At 72.4% G+C, this 15,612-nt stretch carries 15 protein-coding genes and 1 pseudogene; 13 read left to right on the plus strand and 3 right to left on the minus strand.

Going from position 1 to position 15,612, the window contains the following annotated elements; genetic code table 11:
• Positions 1 to 102 precede the first annotated feature (102 nt).
• From ACFW9Z_RS04165 to ACFW9Z_RS04190, 6 genes and pseudogenes are all read left to right on the plus strand, one after another.
• Entirely contained in the window at positions 103 to 360 is a 258-nt protein-coding gene (locus ACFW9Z_RS04165; protein WP_384634046.1) for an acyl carrier protein, read from the plus strand.
• On the plus strand, positions 357 to 1,715 hold the full coding sequence (locus tag ACFW9Z_RS04170) for a beta-ketoacyl-[acyl-carrier-protein] synthase family protein (RefSeq protein ID WP_384634048.1): 1,359 nt from the start codon (positions 357 to 359) through the stop codon (positions 1,713 to 1,715). Before ACFW9Z_RS04165 ends, ACFW9Z_RS04170 begins: the two co-directional genes overlap by 4 nt.
• Entirely contained in the window at positions 1,712 to 2,821 is a 1,110-nt protein-coding gene (locus ACFW9Z_RS04175; protein ID WP_384634050.1) for a beta-ketoacyl synthase N-terminal-like domain-containing protein, read from the plus strand. Before ACFW9Z_RS04170 ends, ACFW9Z_RS04175 begins: the two co-directional genes overlap by 4 nt.
• The gene (gene fabG, locus ACFW9Z_RS04180) at positions 2,818 to 3,630 is read left to right on the plus strand and encodes a 3-oxoacyl-ACP reductase FabG (protein WP_384634053.1); all 813 of its coding nucleotides are present in this window, start codon (positions 2,818 to 2,820) and stop codon (positions 3,628 to 3,630) included. The genes ACFW9Z_RS04175 and fabG overlap by 4 nt, the downstream gene beginning before the upstream one ends.
• Positions 3,627 to 4,520, plus strand: coding sequence for a 4'-phosphopantetheinyl transferase family protein (locus tag ACFW9Z_RS04185; protein ID WP_384634055.1), 894 nt, complete (start codon positions 3,627 to 3,629; stop codon positions 4,518 to 4,520). The genes fabG and ACFW9Z_RS04185 overlap by 4 nt, the downstream gene beginning before the upstream one ends.
• Positions 4,517 to 5,476, plus strand: a pseudogene (locus ACFW9Z_RS04190) (hydroxyacid dehydrogenase); the annotation flags it as partial. The gene ACFW9Z_RS04185 and the pseudogene ACFW9Z_RS04190, both read left to right, overlap by 4 nt.
• Before the next feature lie 137 nt (positions 5,477 to 5,613).
• Here the strand turns inward: ACFW9Z_RS04190 and ACFW9Z_RS04195 are convergent.
• A complete protein-coding gene (locus tag ACFW9Z_RS04195) occupies positions 5,614 to 6,642 on the minus strand; it encodes a helix-turn-helix domain-containing protein (protein WP_384634057.1) in 1,029 nt (342 codons plus the stop codon).
• 155 nt (positions 6,643 to 6,797) lie between these two features.
• On the opposite strand from ACFW9Z_RS04195, the gene ACFW9Z_RS04200 reads away from it, so the two are divergent.
• The 6 genes from ACFW9Z_RS04200 to ACFW9Z_RS04225 all read left to right on the plus strand — a co-directional run bounded on the left by ACFW9Z_RS04200 (position 6,798) and on the right by ACFW9Z_RS04225 (position 10,233).
• On the plus strand, positions 6,798 to 7,127 hold the full coding sequence (locus ACFW9Z_RS04200) for a hypothetical protein (RefSeq protein WP_384634060.1): 330 nt from the start codon (positions 6,798 to 6,800) through the stop codon (positions 7,125 to 7,127).
• Between the two features lie 90 nt (positions 7,128 to 7,217).
• Positions 7,218 to 7,484: a hypothetical protein gene (locus ACFW9Z_RS04205; RefSeq protein ID WP_384634063.1), complete on the plus strand. Its 267-nt coding sequence runs from the start codon at positions 7,218 to 7,220 to the stop codon at positions 7,482 to 7,484.
• Positions 7,484 to 7,759 (plus strand): chorismate mutase, encoded by a 276-nt coding sequence (locus ACFW9Z_RS04210; protein WP_384634066.1) that lies wholly within the window; start codon positions 7,484 to 7,486, stop codon positions 7,757 to 7,759. The genes ACFW9Z_RS04205 and ACFW9Z_RS04210 overlap by 1 nt, the downstream gene beginning before the upstream one ends.
• A 247-nt stretch (positions 7,760 to 8,006) precedes the next feature.
• Positions 8,007 to 8,444: an NfeD family protein gene (locus ACFW9Z_RS04215; RefSeq protein ID WP_384634069.1), complete on the plus strand. Its 438-nt coding sequence runs from the start codon at positions 8,007 to 8,009 to the stop codon at positions 8,442 to 8,444.
• A 132-nt stretch (positions 8,445 to 8,576) separates the two neighbouring features.
• Positions 8,577 to 9,683 carry an SPFH domain-containing protein gene (locus ACFW9Z_RS04220; RefSeq protein WP_384634071.1) on the plus strand — a complete coding sequence of 369 codons (1,107 nt, stop codon included), beginning with the start codon at positions 8,577 to 8,579 and terminating at the stop codon, positions 9,681 to 9,683.
• A 43-nt stretch (positions 9,684 to 9,726) separates the two neighbouring features.
• A complete protein-coding gene (locus ACFW9Z_RS04225; protein ID WP_384634074.1) occupies positions 9,727 to 10,233 on the plus strand; it encodes a levansucrase in 507 nt (168 codons plus the stop codon).
• A 9-nt stretch (positions 10,234 to 10,242) separates the two neighbouring features.
• Here ACFW9Z_RS04225 and ACFW9Z_RS04230 read toward each other — a convergent pair whose 3' ends face one another.
• A complete protein-coding gene (locus ACFW9Z_RS04230; RefSeq protein WP_384634076.1) occupies positions 10,243 to 12,900 on the minus strand; it encodes a glycosyl hydrolase family 65 protein in 2,658 nt (885 codons plus the stop codon).
• A 182-nt stretch (positions 12,901 to 13,082) separates the two neighbouring features.
• A complete protein-coding gene (locus ACFW9Z_RS04235) occupies positions 13,083 to 13,442 on the minus strand; it encodes a DoxX family protein (protein WP_384634078.1) in 360 nt (119 codons plus the stop codon).
• A gap of 515 nt (positions 13,443 to 13,957) precedes the next feature.
• Here ACFW9Z_RS04235 and ACFW9Z_RS04240 point away from each other — a divergent pair.
• A complete protein-coding gene (locus ACFW9Z_RS04240) occupies positions 13,958 to 15,556 on the plus strand; it encodes a S8 family serine peptidase (protein WP_384634080.1) in 1,599 nt (532 codons plus the stop codon).
• Positions 15,557 to 15,612: the final 56 nt, after the last annotated feature.

Here is a 15,612-nt window from a genome sequence, read left to right on the forward strand (position 1 = left end):
CGCCACCCCCAGACACCCCCCGCCACCCAGACACCCCCCGCCACCTGGTCGCCCCCCACGCACCACCTCGCGAACAACAGCAACCGAAAGGCAGCACATCCCATGACTGTGAACACTCCCGTGGACGTCACGGCCGTCCGGGCCATCGTCGTAGACATCCTGGAGCTGGAGGACGACGAGCTCACCGGCAGCAGCCTGTTCGTCGAGGACCACGGCGCGGACTCGCTGGGCGCCATCGAGATCCTTTCCCGCATCGAGAAGGAACTCGGCGTGGTCATCGCGCAGGAGGACCTCGTCAAGCTGGTGAACCTGGACGCCGTCCTCGCGGTGCTCGCCACGGCCGAACGGCGTCAGCCTTGAGCGCCGCCCGGACGGTGCGCGGCCCCGCCGAGGGGCCGCGCCGGGTCGTCCTCACCGGCTGCGGGGCCCTGTCCAGCGTCGGCATCGGTGTCGCCGCCTTCACGGTCGCCCTGCGGGAGGGCCGGGTCGGCACGGGTGACATCACCGCCTTCGACTCCACCGGCTTCCCCAGCCGCCGGGGCCACCAGGTGCACGGCTTCGACGCGGCGGCCCGGCTGCACCGGGTCCGGCCGGAGAGGACCGGCCGGGCGACCCAGTTCGCGGCGGCCGCCGCCCGGATGGCCCTGGAGGACGCCGGGCTGACCGAGGAACACCTGCGCGAGCGGCGCGGCACCGTCGTCGTCGGCACCACCGACGGCGAGACCGGCGAACTCGACCTGCTCACCGAGTCGGCGCTCTCCCTGGGCACCGCTGCCTTCACCGGTACGGCGTTGAGCCGGTCCGCGACCGGCAGCCTCGCGCTCGGGATCGTACGGGAGCTGGATCTGTCCGACGTCGAGGCGTCGACCATCGCGACCGCGTGCGCCGCCGGCAACTACGCCATCGGCAACGGCTTCGACGCGGTCCGCAGCGGCGCGGCGGAGTGGGCGCTCGTCGGCGGCGCGGACGCGCTGAACCGCAAGACCTTCGCCGGGTTCGCCCGGCTCGGTCTGATCGCCCCCGACGAGTGCCGGCCCTTCGACACCGGGCGCGCCGGGCTGCTGACCGGCGAGGGGGCGGGCCTGCTCCTCCTGGAGACCGAGGAGTCGGCGCTGGCCCGGGGGGCGCACATCTACGCGGAGGTGCTCGGCTACGGCCTCAACTGCGATGCCGCCCACCCCACCGCCCCCGAGGAGGACAGCGTCGCCCGCTGCATCCGCCTCGCCCTCGCGAACGCGTCCGTCAAGCCGGAGGAGGTCGACCTGATCTCCGCACACGGCACCGGCACCCCGACCAACGACGCCACCGAGGTCGCCGCCATCCGGCAGGTGTACGGGGACACCCCGCCGCGCACCGTCGGCGTCAAGTCGATGATCGGCCACACCATGGGCGCGGCCTCCGCACTCGGCGCGATCGCCTCCGCGCTCGCCATCCGGCACGGCTTCATCCCGCCGACGGCCAACCACCGCGAGACCGACCCGGCGTGCCGCGTCGACGTCGTACCGAACACCTCCGTCGCCGCCGATGTGCGCGTCGTACAGAACAACGGGCTCGCGTTCGGCGGCAACAACGCGATCGTCCTGCTGGGCCGCCACGAGGACGTACGCCACGAGGACGTACGCAATGAAGACGCACGTCACGGGGACGCACGTCACGCGGACGCGCACCGCGAAGACGCGAACCGCGAAGACGCACGAGGGGAGAACGTCCGATGAGCAACGCCGTCATCACTGCGTGGTCGGCGGTGTCGCCGTACGGCACCGGCAGCGCCGCGCTGGCGGACGGCCTGCGTACGCGCACGGCCGCCCCCCGTTCCGAGGCGCCCGAGGAGTGGACGGCGCGGCCCGCCGCGACCGCCCGCCTCGTGCCCGGCTTCGACGTCCGCGAGGCGCTCGGCAAGGCGGGCACCCGGGGGATGGACCGGCTCACCGGCCTCACCGCGCTCGCCGTGCGGGAACTGCTCGCCGCGCGGGGGGACGGGCAGGACGACAGCCTCGGCACCGGGTTCGTCCTCGGCACGACGGCCGGGAGCGTGCAGGGGTTCATGGAGTTCACCAAGGCCTCGCTGGAGGGGACCCGGCCCATCGACGTACCGGCCTCGAAGACCCCCAACATGGCGATGAACAGGGCGGCTTCGGCAAGCGCGATCCGGCACGCGCTGAAGGGCCCCAACAGCACCGTCGCCGCCGGTCGGCTCTCCGGACTGGTCGCCCTGGACCACGCCCGGCGGCTGATCGCCGACGGGCGGGCCACCCGGGTGCTCGCCGGGTCGGCCGAGGAGTACTCGGCCATCCGCGCCCACCTCACGCACGCGGCCCACGGCGACGACGTGGTGCTCGGCGAGGGCTGCGCGGTGGTCCTGCTGGAATCCGCCGACCGGGCCGACGGGCAGCCGCTCGCCGAAGTCCTCGCGGTCCACCACCGGGTGGCCCCGGCCGACGGCTTCACGGACGCGCTCACCGCGACCGTCGAGGCCGCGCTCACCACCGCGGGCGTGCGCGCCGACGAGGTGTGGGCCGCGCTCCCCGGCAACGCGCCGGGTGCGGCGGGGGAGCAGGAGGTACGGGTGCACGGCGCCCTCTTCGGCGCGGCGGCGCGCGACCGGGTCGCCCCCGCCGCGCTGCTGGGCGAGACGGCGGCGGCCACCGGGGCCTTCCAGCTCGCGGCCCTGCTGTCGGAGCCGGGCGAGCCCGGCCGGATCGCCCTGGTCACGACGACGGACCCGGACGGCCGGGTGGGCTGCGCGGTGCTGCGCCTGCTCACGGACGGCACACCGGCACCCGCCGCCACCACGACAGCCGAGGGGGCCGAGGCCCGATGAGCGGCACGGAACACCGTACGGAGAACGGCGAGACCCCTCGTACGGAACACCGCACGGGGGATCTCGCGGGCAACGAGGCTCCCCGCCCCGTCGCGCTCATCAGCGGCGGGTCGCGGGGGATCGGCCGGGCCGTCGCCCTGCGGCTCGCCGAGGACGGGTACGACATCTCCTTCTGCTTCCGCGGCGACGAACAGGCCGCCGCGCTCCTGGAGAAGGAGCTGGCCGCTCTCGGCGCCCGCGCGTTCGCCGCGCGGGTCGATGTCACCGATGCCGAGGGCGTACGTGGCTGGGTGAACCGTACGGAGGAAGAGTTCGGGCCCGTGGCGGCGGCCGTCACCTCGGCGGGCATCACCCGGGACAAGCCGCTGCTGATGATGTCCGACACCGAGTGGCACGAGGTCCTCGACACCAACCTGGACGGCGTCTACCACGTCTGCCGGGCCGTCGTGTACCCCATGCTGAAGCGCCGCGCCGGCACCATCGTCACCCTGGCCTCCGTATCCGGCCTGCTGGGCAACGCGGGGCAGACCAACTACGCCGCATCCAAGGCCGGGATCATCGCCTTCTCGCGCTCGCTGGCCAAGGAGGTCGGCCGCCGGGGCGTCCGGGTCAACGCGGTGGCGCCCGGACTGATCGACACCGACATGTCGGCGGTGCTCGGCGACGGCATCAAGGAGGAGGTCGCCGGGCGGACGGCGCTGGGGCGGGCCGGGCTGGCGGCCGAGGTCGCCGACGCCGTCGCGTACCTGGCCTCCCCCCGCGCCTCGTACATCACCGGAGCGGTCCTGCCCGTGGACGGCGGGCTGTGACCGTGGCACCACGGCCGGCGGTCCCCGTGCTGCGGCGCGGGGACTGCCAGCTGTGGTGGGCGTCCGCACAGGACGACCCGTGGCTGCGCACGCTGCTGGACGACCGGGAGCGCGCCCGCGCCGAACGGCTGCGCCACCCGGCGGCCCGGTCCCTGTATGTCGGTGCCCACGCACTGGCCAGGACCGTCGTCGCGGCCCATCTTGGCATTCCCGTACGTGAGTTGGAGCTGGTGGCGGTCTGTAAACAGTGCGGCGGCGCGCACGGCAAGCCGCAGCCGCCCGCACCGCTGCGGCTCTCCCTGTCGCACTCCGGCGCCCGCGTGGTCGTCGCCCTCGCGCACTCCACCGACATCGGTGTGGACGTCGAGGAGATCGCCCCGCACACACCGGAGGCGACGGAGAGGGCCCTCGCCCCGCCGGAGCGCGCCTCCCTCGCCGCACTGCCCGCCCCGGAGCGGTCCGCCGGGTTCATCCGCTACTGGACCCGCAAGGAAGCCCTGCTCAAGGCGACCGGCGACGGCCTCACCGTCCCGCCGGCGCTGCTCCACGTCACCGCTCCCGACGCGGCCCCCCGGCTGCTGTCCTGGTCGGGGCCCGAGCGGCCCCGGCTGCCGCTGCGGCTGTACGACCTCGACGCGGGTACGGGGCACCGCGCCGCGCTCGCCTCCGTCGGGGCCCCGGTGCGGCTGACCCACCACGACGGCGCGGCCCTGCTCGACGCGGCACGCGGGCCCGCGCCCCGCACGACCACGTGCCTGCCGACCCGTACCCCCGCGCCCGTACCCGCTCACGCGGAGGCGCCACCCGCCCACGCGGGAGCGTCGCCCGCCCACGCGGGAGCGTCCGTTTCGCCGTACACGACCACCTCGGAAGGGCAGTTCACCTCATGACTCAGTACGTCGCTCTCATCGCCGACGCGCTCAGCCCGGGCGCGAGGGCCGTGCTCAGCCGGGACGGTGCGGTGGAGGTGCGGCAGGTCGACGGCACCGACCGGCCCGCGCTGCTGGCCGCCCTCGCCGACGCCGACGCCGTCCTCGTACGCTCCGCCACCCGCATCGACGCCGAGGCCCTGGCCTCGGCGCCCCGGCTCAGGGCCGTCGCGCGGGCCGGGGTCGGACTGGACAACGTGGACGTGGCGGCGGCCACGGCGGCGGGCGTCCTCGTGGCGAACGCTCCCGCCTCCAACGTGGTCAGCGCCGCCGAACACGCCGTGGCGCTGCTCCTCGCGCTCGCCCGGCACGTCCCGCAGGCGCACGCCGCCCTCAAGGAGGGCCGCTGGGAGCGCAGCGCCTACAACGGGGTGGAGCTGGCGGGCAAGACGCTCGGCGTGCTCGGCCTCGGCCGGATCGGCTCGCTCGTGGTGCGCCGTCTCGCCGCCTTCGACATGGAGGTCGTCGCGTACGACCCGTACGCGAGCGAGGCGCACGCCCGCGGCCTCGGCGTACGCCTGACCGGACTGGACGAACTCCTCGCCCGTGCACAGTTCCTGACGGTGCATCTGCCGCTGACGGAGCAGACCCGGGGCCTGATCGGCTTCGATGCGCTCCAGCGGGTCCGCCCCGACCTGCGCCTGGTGAACGCGGCGCGCGGCGGCATCGTGGACGAGCCGGAGCTGTACGCGGCCCTCAAGGAGGGCCGTATCGCGGGCGCCGCCCTGGACGTGTACGCGCAGGAGCCGTGCACGGACTCGCCCCTGTTCGAGCTGGACAACGTGATCACCACGCCCCACCTGGGCGCGAGCACGCCCGAGGCGCAGGACCGGGCGGGCACCCAGGCCGCCGAGTCGGTCCTGCTGGCGCTCGCGGGGCTGCCGGTGCCGGACGCGGTGAACGCACCACAGGGCGTCCCCGTGCATACGGCGTGAGTCGCGTGGACAGCATGCCCCCTCTGATCGCTCTGATCACTCTGAGCCCTCTGATCTCTTTGATCCCCCTGATCGCCCCGACCCCTGCGGCCTCCCCGGTCGCTGCGGACCCCGTGGGGTCAGCCGCCGGCGGTGGCGACGGTGACCCCCGAGGTGTCCGCCGTGCCGGGGCCCAGCCAGCCGCGCTCCATGGCCAGCGCCCCGGCCTGGAAGCGGCTGCGGGCGCCCAGGCGGGCCAGCAGGTCGGCGGTGATGCGCCGCCCCGTACGTACGGACACACCGAGCTTGCGGGCGACGACATCGTCGGTGTGGCCGTCGAAGAGCAGGTCCAGCACGGCCTGCTCCTGCGGGGTGAGCCCGTCCGGCGTCGCCTCCCTGGCCTCGCCGATCGGCTGGGCCTGCTCCCAGATCTGCTGGAAGAGCGAGACCAGCGCGGTGACGACCCCGGCGCCCTGGAGGACCATCACCCCGAGCAGGGAGGCCTCGGGGTCGATGGGCACGATCGCCGCTCGGCGATCGTAAATGATCATGCGCAGCGGCAGCTGTGGCAGGACCCGCACCTCGCCCCCGATGTCCTGGAGCCAGCGTGCGTAGTTCAGCGTCGGCGGGTCGTTGCGGATCGAGTCCAGGTAGATGTACCGCACCTGGACGCCGCGCTCGACGGCTGCCTGGTCGAGCGGCCGCGCCGCCTTCAGGGCCCCCAACGGCTGGGCGCCGCGCGGTGCGAACACCTCGATGGCGCTCTCCGCCCCGTACGACAGCCGCTCGATCTGCGAGTTGATGGCGTCGAGCCCCGTGTACCTGCGCACCTCGTCGGTGCGCGCCGTCGCGCTGCCCTCGTACTCGGTGAGCATCTGCGTGATGGCCAACCGGGAAGTGGCCACCGCCTGTTGATGCCTGGCGAGTTCTTTCTCCTGTCGGTGCAGCAGCCCGGAAAGTCCGAACTCCGGGTTGACCAGGCGGACTTTGTCCGGTTCCTCGGACGAGTTCCGCACCAGCGTGAGTTCGGCGAGTCTGTCCAGCGTGGCCCGGGCGCGCGCGACGGGCCAGCCGAGACCGTCCGCGATGTCCGCGACACCGGCCTTCGGCAGCTTCAACAGGATGCGATAGACGGCTTCCGCGTCCGGATCCAGACCTAGTTGCCCCATGTGTGCACTCCTCCCCCCAGAGGCCCCCTACCGGCGCTTGTGCACAGCCGCCGGACCGCCCTGACTATCCCAGCCCGGCCGGATCGACTGCAAGCCTACTCAGTGGTATGCGGACCGGTTCACAGAAAGTTCGCGGAGGCTCAACCATGTTCCTCGTGACGGCAACCGTGCCCGCCGGGACCCTTCCCGGCGGGACGGACCTCGACCGGCGCATCTCCGAACTCGCCGCCCCCGAGGACCAGCTGGAGCACATCCACGTCGCCGCGGCGCCCGACGGATCCACCCGGCTGGCGCTCTTTCTCGGCCAGGCGGACGGCGCCCGCACCGAGGAGGCGGCGGCGCGCCTCCTGGCCCGGGCGCTGCCCCCGGCCGCCGGGGCGTCGGTGGACTGGGCGCCGGCCACCTCCCTGCTGAGCGCCATGGAACGGCTCGGGCTGGGCCCGCATGACAAGGAGTTGCCATCACAGGAGGCTGACACTCAGTGAGGCTGACGGGGCAGTCGGTGAGTGCAAGACTCGCCGACGTCAAGCAGGAACGACTCAGCACAGTGAATGTTCTAGGGGGACAACACCACCATGCGTATCTGCGTCCAGCGCCGCACCCGGCACACCGCCGCCAAGCCCGTCACCCGTCGCATCGCCACCGTGGCCCTGATCGCTCTCGCGGCCACCGCGTCGGCGTCGACGGCCATGGCGGCGGAGCCCACCCAGGGCGCGGCACAGGGGCTGACGGCCGTAGGCGTCACGGGTGCGGCCGCCGGGCTCGTCGCGGGCACCCTGAAGCTTCTCGGCCTCGGCGACATCGTCGTCGTGAGCCCCAACGGCAACACCTGGGGCCCGTGATGCCCGTACGCGACGAAGAGACCGTCACCTCGGACGTGGCCGTACTCCGCTCCGACATCGACCTCGTCGACGCGGAGCTCCGCGCCCTGGTCGCGCGCCGCGGCGAACTCTCCCGGGCGATCCAGCGGGCCCGGATCGCCGAGGGCGGCCGCCGTACCGACCTCGCCCGTGAGACACGGGTCATCGCGCCCTACACGGAGGCCTTCGGCCGCCCGGGCACCGCCATCGCCCTGGCCCTGCTGGAGCTCTGCCGGGGCACGAAGCCCACAGGCTGAACCGTTCGACGCCCTGGCACCTCCCCGAGCTCTCGGTCCCGGCCGAGCAGGGGAGGTGCCAGGGCTTTTTTCAGGCCGAGGACCAGGCAGAGGACCAGGCCGAGGACGCAGGCCTAGGACCAGGCCGAGGAGCAGGCCCAGAGCGCTGCCAAAGGGGCTCTGATCGCAGTTCCGGCGGGACGAGCGGGTTCTGTAAGGCGTCTGGTGGGTAGATTGGTGGATAGGTCCCTTTGGGGAGGCTGATTCGATGCCGTGGTTTGCATGGTTGCTCGCCGCCGCGGCGCTGGGCGCTGCGGAGTTCTTCACCCTGACGCTGGTCTTCGGGCTGCTGGCGGGCGCTGCCGTGGTCGCCGCCGTGGTGGCCGGTGTGGGTGTCGGCCTGCTCGGTCAGCTCGTGGCGCTCGGACTGGCGGCGGTCGCGGGGCTCGCCCTCGTCCGTCCTGTCGCCCTGCGGCACCTGGCACAGACACCCCTCCTGCACGAAGGCAGCGACGCGCTGATCGGCCGGCGGGCCGAGGTCATGCAGGAGGTCACCGCCACCCACGGTCTGATCAAGCTCTCCGGTGAGGAATGGTCCGCCCGCGCGCTCGACGAGAGCCATGTGATCCCGGTGGGAGCGCTGGTGGACGTCATGGAGATCGAGGGTGCCACAGCCGTCGTGTACCCGCGCGAGCTGCTTCCGTGAACGGCTGAACACGTAGAGGCAGAAAGCGCAGAGGCAGAGCACGCAGAAGCCACGCAGGAGCAGAGCACGAAGAGGCAGAACACGTAGAAGCCACGCAGGAGCAGAGCACGTAGAAGGAACGAGGGAGGACGCATGGATCCGGTTGTCATCCCGATTCTTGTCGCGGCGCTCGTCGTCGTCTTTCTGGTGGCCGCGACGGTGCGGATCGTCCCGCAGGCGCGCCGCTACAACGTCGAGCGGTTCGGCCGGTACCGCCGGACGCTCCAGCCCGGCCTGAACTTCGTCCTGCCGGTGGCGGACCGCGTCAACACCAAACTCGACGTGCGCGAGCAGGTGTACTCGTCCGAGCCCAAGCCCGTGATCACCGAGGACAACCTCGTGGTCAACATCGACACCGTGCTCTACTACCAGATCACCGACCCACGGGCGGCGGCCTACGAGGTCGCCGACTATCTGCAGGCCATCGATCAGCTCACCGTGACCACCCTGCGGAACGTCATCGGCTCCATGGACCTGGAGGGGACGCTCACCTCGCGTGAGGAGATCAACGCCCGGCTCCGCGCCGTCCTCGACGATGCGACGGGCAAGTGGGGCATCCGGGTCAACCGCGTCGAGATCAAGGCCATCGACCCGCCGAACACCATCAAAGAGGCGATGGAGAAGCAGATGCGGGCCGAGCGTGACAAGCGCGCGGCCATCCTGCACGCCGAAGGGGAGCGGCAGGCCAAGATCCTCACGGCGGAGGGCACGAAGCAGAAGGACATCCTGGAGGCCCAGGGAACGCAGCAGGCCATGATCCTGCGGGCGGACGGCGAGGCGAAGGCCGTGGAGCTCGTCTTCCAGTCCGTCCACCGCAACAACGCCGACGCGAAGGTCCTCGCCTACAAGTACCTGGAGACGCTGCCGGATCTGGCGAAGAGCGACAACAACACGTTCTGGGTGATCCCCGGCGAGCTGACCGAGGCGGTCCGCGCCGTGACCAGCGCGTTCGGCGACCGGTCGGCGATGGGTCTTCCCGCAGCCGCGGCCGCGCAGCGCGAGGAGGAGTCCACCGCCGACGTGCCGGAGAAGGCCGGCACCCCGGAGCTGGAGGCGGACCCGACGCTCGCGCTGGGCGCCGCCGCGGCCGCCGACGAGGCCGCGAAGCAGGCCGCCGCGGCCGTGAGCGACGCCAAGGCCGAGGCCGAGGCCGTGGGGGAGGCCCAGCTGCCGGGCCGGGGGCAGACCTCCGGCGACTGAGTACGGGCCGGGGACGGCCGCCGGATGGCCGAGAATGCTCCCCATGAGCGAAGAGTCGATACGTACGTACCTGGCCACGCTGGAACGGCAACTGGCCGCCGACGGATGCGGGCCCCGCTGGGAGCAGTGGGGCGGCGCGCCCGTGCTGGTCGGGCGGCGGGCCGACTTCCGGATGCGCTGGGCGGCCACCAGGCTGCACCTGTTCACCGTCGCTACGGTCGTCCCCGAGGTCACGGTGCAGACCGTCGAGGGCTTCATGCGGCAGACACTGCGGTACGCCCGGGACACCAAGGGCGGGCTGCCCGTGGGTTTCCAGACCGGGGTGGGTGCCTTCCCGGTGCTCGTCAGCGAACGGGTGGACCCGGCGGCCATGGCCTGGGCCGAGGAGAAGCAGCGCAATCAGTTCGGCTGCTTCGCCCGGCCCGTCGTCGTCGACGCCACGCACGGCTATGCGGGCTTCTACCAGGGCAAGCCGATGGTGGGGCTGGTGTACGCCTCCCACATGATCGAGAAGGGGAACCTCTACTTCCGGACCGCCCCCGTGGCGTGAGCCAGGTCCCTACCGCCCCGCCTCCACCCTCAGCTCCGCGATCCCCGCAGGCTTCTCCGGGTCCTCCGCGCGCACCGTCACCCTGACCTTGCGTGCCGTGTCCCCCGCCAGGAACGGGCGCCAGAAGCGGCCGTCCACGGAGGTCTCCACCGTGTGCGAGGCCGGGGCGGGGTCGCTCCAGCGCGGGGTCACCGCCGTGACCCGGAGCGGGTGCGGCCCCAGGTCCACCGTCAGGGCCCCCGCCGCCCCGTCCGGGGACCAGGACGTCACCGGGCTGCCGTCCACCGCCGCCTCCGCGTACAGGCCGGGGGCCTCGGAGGTCGCCGTCACCGGGCGGCAGCGGGCCGCGTCCGCCGTCGGGGTCAGGTCGGGGCGGCGGGTGGGGAGCACCAGCACCGAGGTCAGTCGGCGCGGGCCGTCCGCCGTGTGGACCGTGAACGGCGTGCCCGAGGTCAGGCGGACCGTGCTCGTACGGGCGCCGATCTCGACCTCGTACGTGGCATCCCGGTACCGCAGCCCCGTCAGCCGCACGCCCTCACTCAGCTGGGGCGGCAGCAGCGGGTCCAGGCGCACCCCGTCCTCGCGGAGCCGGAGCCCCGTCAGACCGTGGGTGAAGACCTGGAGGAAGCCGCCCTTCCCGGTCAGGAAGTCCTCGGCCGGGAAGCCGGACAGCGGGTCCTCGGCACCGGACTTCTCGCCCCGCGCCTCGGAGAACAGGTCGTAGGGCCCGCGAACGAACGGACGTACCGCACGCTGGAGATACGTGTACGTCGAACAGCCCGGCCCCCCGGTCGCCGCCGCGACGACCGCGTGCACGGAGTCCGTCATCGCCGGGCCGTCCGGGTCGGTGCGGGCGGCGTAGTGGTCGAGCGTGGCGGCAGCGGCGCCGGGCGCCATCGGCCACTCCAGCGGGTACATCAGCAGGACCGTGTCCGCCTGCTTGATGGTCGAGCCGTTGTACCCGGCGTACTGGAGGAAGACCTTCCGCTCAGCGTCGTACGGGATACGGAGCCCGTCCGCCACCCGGTTCCAGCCCATCGGCGGCCGGTGGCCCAGCAGTTGGGCCGCCCGGGTCGCGTTGCGCAGGGCCGTCGCGGCGACCGCGTTGGTGAAGACGCCGTCGTCGACCCCGTTGCTGTACTCGTCCGGCCCCGCCACGTTCTTGACGGAGTAGCTGCCGTCCGTGTTCGCCGTCGCGCGTGACTGCCAGAAGTCGGCGATCCCGCGCAGCAGCGGCCAGCCCCGTGCCGCCAGCCAGTCGCGGTCGCCGGTGGCCAGGTAGTACTGCCAGACGGCGAGCGAGACATCGCCCTGGAGGTGGTTCTGGGTCAGGCAGTGCGGCGGGTCCCAGCTCTGGCACTCGGAGTCGATACGGCCCCGGCTCGCGCTGGTCCACGGGTAGAACAGGCCCCGGTGGCCGTACTTCTCGGCGTTCGCGCGGGCCGCGCCCCGGGTGCGGTAGCGGTACTCGACGACCGGGCGGGCCAGCTCCGGGCGGGTGGCGAGCAGCCCGGGGAACATCCACGTCTCGGCGTCCCAGAACACCATGCCCGCGTAGTTGTCGCTGGTCAGACCGGCCGGGGCGATGCTGTCGGAGGAGCCGCGCCGGGTGTTGGCCAGCAGCCCGTACTGGGCCGAGCGCAGCCACCGCTGGAGCTCCGGGCGGCCGGGGACCAGGACATCGGCCGACCACGCCTCGCGCCAGGCGCTCTCGTTCGCCGCGAAGATCCGGTCCCAGCCGCGCCGGGCCGCGCGGTGGGCCGCCTCGCGGGCGTCCTCGGCGGGGGCGGCGGAGGTCAGGTCCGTGTCGACGCCGACGTACTTCTCGAACGTATACGTCGTCCCCTCACGTACGGGCGTCGGCTTCGGGGCCGTACGCGATTCGGGGCGCAGCGTCTCCACGACCCCCGAACCGCGCCGCATCGTCTGCGCCACGGCCCCCTCCACGCCGGTCCCGAGTGTCCTGAACGTGCCGTCCTCGCGCAGCGTGATCCGGCGCGCGCCCCGCTCGTCCAGGCGGCCGGTGACCGTCGCCGTACCGCTCCAGCGCGGGGTCATCCGCAGGCGTACGGCCCCGGTGTGCACGTCGGAGCGGTCGGCCAGGACCTCGTACGTCAGGTCGGTGGCCCGGCCGTCCGCCGTCGTCCACCGCAGTGAGGTGCGGACGAGGCCGCAGCTGAGGAAGACCGTCTGCCGGTAGTGCGAGACGCGGGCGGCCGGTGTGTCCGCGCCGAACTTCTCGTTGCCGACGCCCACCTCGATCGTCGTCCAGCTCGGCAGCGCGGCGATCACCTCGCGGCCCTCGGAGACGGCCCTGTCCCGGGCGTAGAGACCGGAGACGAACGCACCGTCGTAGCGGGGTGTGTAGAGCGGCCAGCCCGTCTCCTCACCGGTCGCCGCGTAGCCGGTCCCGGCGGCGGGGACGCGGTGGCCGAGATAGCCGTTCCCGACGTACGGGTCGTAGCCGTCGGCCTCCCCGAAGCGGGTGGAGGTGGGGGACCAGGAGGTCCCGGGGGCGCCCTCGCCGTCCGCCCGGCCGCAGGCGGGGACGGCGGACGGTGGCGGCGGGTCCGGGGTGGCGGCGACGGCGTGGGGGAGGGGCGGCAGCGGTGCGATCAGGGCGGCCGCGACCAGGGGTGCGAGGACGGAGATACGCGAGAGGCTCACGGGACGAAGGTAGGGAGGCGGGCCCACGGACGGGCGGCACGGCACGCACACCCCGGCACCTCGGCGCGAACGCGACCGCCGGATGGAGCAGGGGCATCCCGTCCGGATGGAGCAGGAGCATCCCTGTCCGGACGGAACAGGGGAGGCACCCCGTCGTGGTGTCGTATCGGCCCCGGGGCGGGCTACCAGGCGCCGCCGCGGTCCAGGATGCCGAGGACGAGGACGGCCACCGCGGTGATCAGGAACGAGATGCCGCCCACGATGTCGCGGGAGCCGACCCGCAGGTGGGCGATGATGGCGCCGATGAAGTAGAGGATCAGCCCGCAGGCGGCGAGCGTCCCCAGCAGCGGAACGGCGAGCCCGGCCCCCAGCCCCACGGCACCGGCCGCCAGCAACAGCCCCAGGACCGGGACGTACTTACGGGGAATCCCCTTCATGTCCGCCTGGGACTTGGGGTATTCGTGCCCGATCAGATAGGTGACGGCGGCGGCGCCGTTGAAGAGCACGCCGAGGATGGTGACCGTGACGAAGGCGATGTGCACGTTTCTCCGATCTGTACGCCACGATGTGATGGTGCTGTCGGTGTTGTGTGTGCTTTTGGTGCGTCGATGATCGTACATGGCGGCCGATCTTCGTAACTGGCTTTTTGTTCGCCCGAGTTGGAGGGGTGGCTGCTCCCTCGCTCCCTGACGCGCCGGACGGGCGGGGCGCGGCCGTCGCCCAGGGGCCCGGCGGACGGGGCAGCACCAGGTCAGGGCGGAAGTGGTGGACCGAGTTCCGCCCTGAGAGTGGTGACGGATCGTCATGTCCGTTGTCATGCCCGTCTGCATGTCAGGCATATGGCAGATGAATGACGCGCGTATGGCATGGCTCAAGGCACCCTTGTGGGTTTGCCATGGATCGGTCAATCTTTCGCTGGCAGCAAGGGCATGCCGGTCACGGACGACGCAGAAAGCGTGGCGTTCGGACGGCTGATTTGTCATGCCCCTGCCGGGAGTCTCGCGCGGCTCCGGCACCACCCCCCACCAGCGCACCGCCTATGAGGAGGACCCCTCACATGTCAGTGATGCGTCACACCCCCCATGCACGTCGAAGACTTGCCGCGGCGACCGTCATAGCCACCGCAGCCGCCGTCGCACTCGCCACCGCCGGTACCCTCCCGGCGACCGCGGCCGAGCGCGCACCCGAAGGCGTGATCCTGAACGCGGGAGCCCCGGGCACCATCAGCGACAGCTACATCGTGACGCTGAAGGACTCGGCCCCCAAGTCCGACTCCGCCCAGGGCAAGGCCCTCGCGAAGAAGTACGGCGCGAGCATCGAGCGCACCTACCGCGCGGCCCTCAACGGCTACGCGGTCGAGGCCACCGCCGCGGAGGCGAAGAAGTTCGCCGCCGACCCGGCCGTCGCGTCCGTCTCGCAGAACCGCACCTTCACGGTCTCCGCCACCCAGAACAACCCGCCGTCCTGGGGTCTGGACCGGATCGACCAGCGGAACCTCCCGCTGGACCAGCGCTACACCTACCCGGACAAGGCCGGCGAGGGCGTCACCGCCTACGTCATCGACACCGGGGTACGGATCAGCCACAGCGACTTCGGCGGCCGGGCCTTCAACGGCTACGACGCCGTCGACAACGACAACGTGTCGCAGGACGGCCACGGCCACGGCACGCACGTGGCGGGCACCGTCGCGGGCACCGCCTACGGGGTCGCCAAGAAGGCGCGGATCGTCGGCGTCCGGGTGCTGAACAACCAGGGCTCGGGCACCACCGCACAGGTCGTCGCGGGCATCGACTGGGTGACGGCCAACGCCGTGAAGCCCGCCGTCGCCAACATGAGCCTCGGCGGCGGCGCGGACTCGGTGCTCGACGCCGCCGTCCGCCGGTCCATCGCCTCCGGCATCACCTACGCCGTCGCGGCGGGCAACGAGTCGACCAACGCCAACACGAAGTCCCCGGCGCGCGTCGAAGAGGCCATCACGGTGGGCTCGACGACCAACACCGACGCCCGCTCCAGCTTCTCCAACTTCGGTGCGGTCGTGGACCTCTTCGCGCCCGGTTCCTCGATCACCTCGGCGTGGAACTCCAGCGACAGCGCCACGAACACCATCTCCGGTACGTCGATGGCCAGCCCGCACGTCGCCGGCGCGGCCGCCATCTACCTCGCCGACAACCCGGGCTCGACCCCCGCCCAGGTCTCCGCCGGTCTCGTCGCGGCCTCCACCCCCGGCGTCGTCGGCAACCCGGGCACGGGCTCGCCGAACCGCCTCCTCTACGTGGGCACCGGCAGCACCAACCCGCCGGACCCGGACCCGGGCAAGAAGTTCGAGAACACCACGAGCTACCCGATCAACGACCACACCACGGTCGAGTCCCCGATCACCGTCACCGGCATCACGGGCAACGCCCCGGCCGCGCTGAAGGTGCCGGTCAACATCTCCCACACCTACATCGGTGACCTGAGGATCGACCTGGTCGCTCCCAACGGCACGGTCTTCAACCTCAAGGCGTTCGGCTCCGGCGGCAGCGCCGACGACGTGGTCACCACGTACACGGTCAACGCCTCCTCCGTCCCGGCCAACGGCACCTGGAAGCTCCGCGTCGCCGACAACTGGACTTGGGACACCGGCCGGATCAACAGCTGGGGTCTGCACTTCTGACCGGACCGGACGGATGCGACAAGCAACACTGAATCTGTGACGTGAGGTTGGGGCGG

Origin of the sequence: Streptomyces sp. NPDC059452 (assembly GCF_042750035.1) — a bacterium.
Taxonomy (GTDB): Bacteria; Actinomycetota; Actinomycetes; order Streptomycetales; family Streptomycetaceae; genus Streptomyces.

Bases quoted from the DNA above. Each gene is read 5' to 3' on its own strand.
- ACFW9Z_RS04165 (WP_384634046.1), top strand. From the start codon at position 103: ATGACTGTGAACACTCCCGTGGACGTCACGGCCGTCCGGGCCATCGTC.
- ACFW9Z_RS04205 (WP_384634063.1), top strand. From the start codon at position 7,218: ATGCGTATCTGCGTCCAGCGCCGCACCCGGCACACCGCCGCCAAGCCC.
- ACFW9Z_RS04210 (WP_384634066.1), top strand. From the start codon at position 7,484: ATGCCCGTACGCGACGAAGAGACCGTCACCTCGGACGTGGCCGTACTC.
- fabG (WP_384634053.1), top strand. From the start codon at position 2,818: ATGAGCGGCACGGAACACCGTACGGAGAACGGCGAGACCCCTCGTACG.
- ACFW9Z_RS04240 (WP_384634080.1), top strand. From the start codon at position 13,958: ATGTCAGTGATGCGTCACACCCCCCATGCACGTCGAAGACTTGCCGCG.
- ACFW9Z_RS04215 (WP_384634069.1), top strand. From the start codon at position 8,007: ATGCCGTGGTTTGCATGGTTGCTCGCCGCCGCGGCGCTGGGCGCTGCG.
- ACFW9Z_RS04225 (WP_384634074.1), top strand. From the start codon at position 9,727: ATGAGCGAAGAGTCGATACGTACGTACCTGGCCACGCTGGAACGGCAA.
- ACFW9Z_RS04175 (WP_384634050.1), top strand. From the start codon at position 1,712: ATGAGCAACGCCGTCATCACTGCGTGGTCGGCGGTGTCGCCGTACGGC.
- ACFW9Z_RS04220 (WP_384634071.1), top strand. From the start codon at position 8,577: ATGGATCCGGTTGTCATCCCGATTCTTGTCGCGGCGCTCGTCGTCGTC.
- ACFW9Z_RS04195 (WP_384634057.1), bottom strand. From the start codon at position 6,642: ATGGGGCAACTAGGTCTGGATCCGGACGCGGAAGCCGTCTATCGCATC.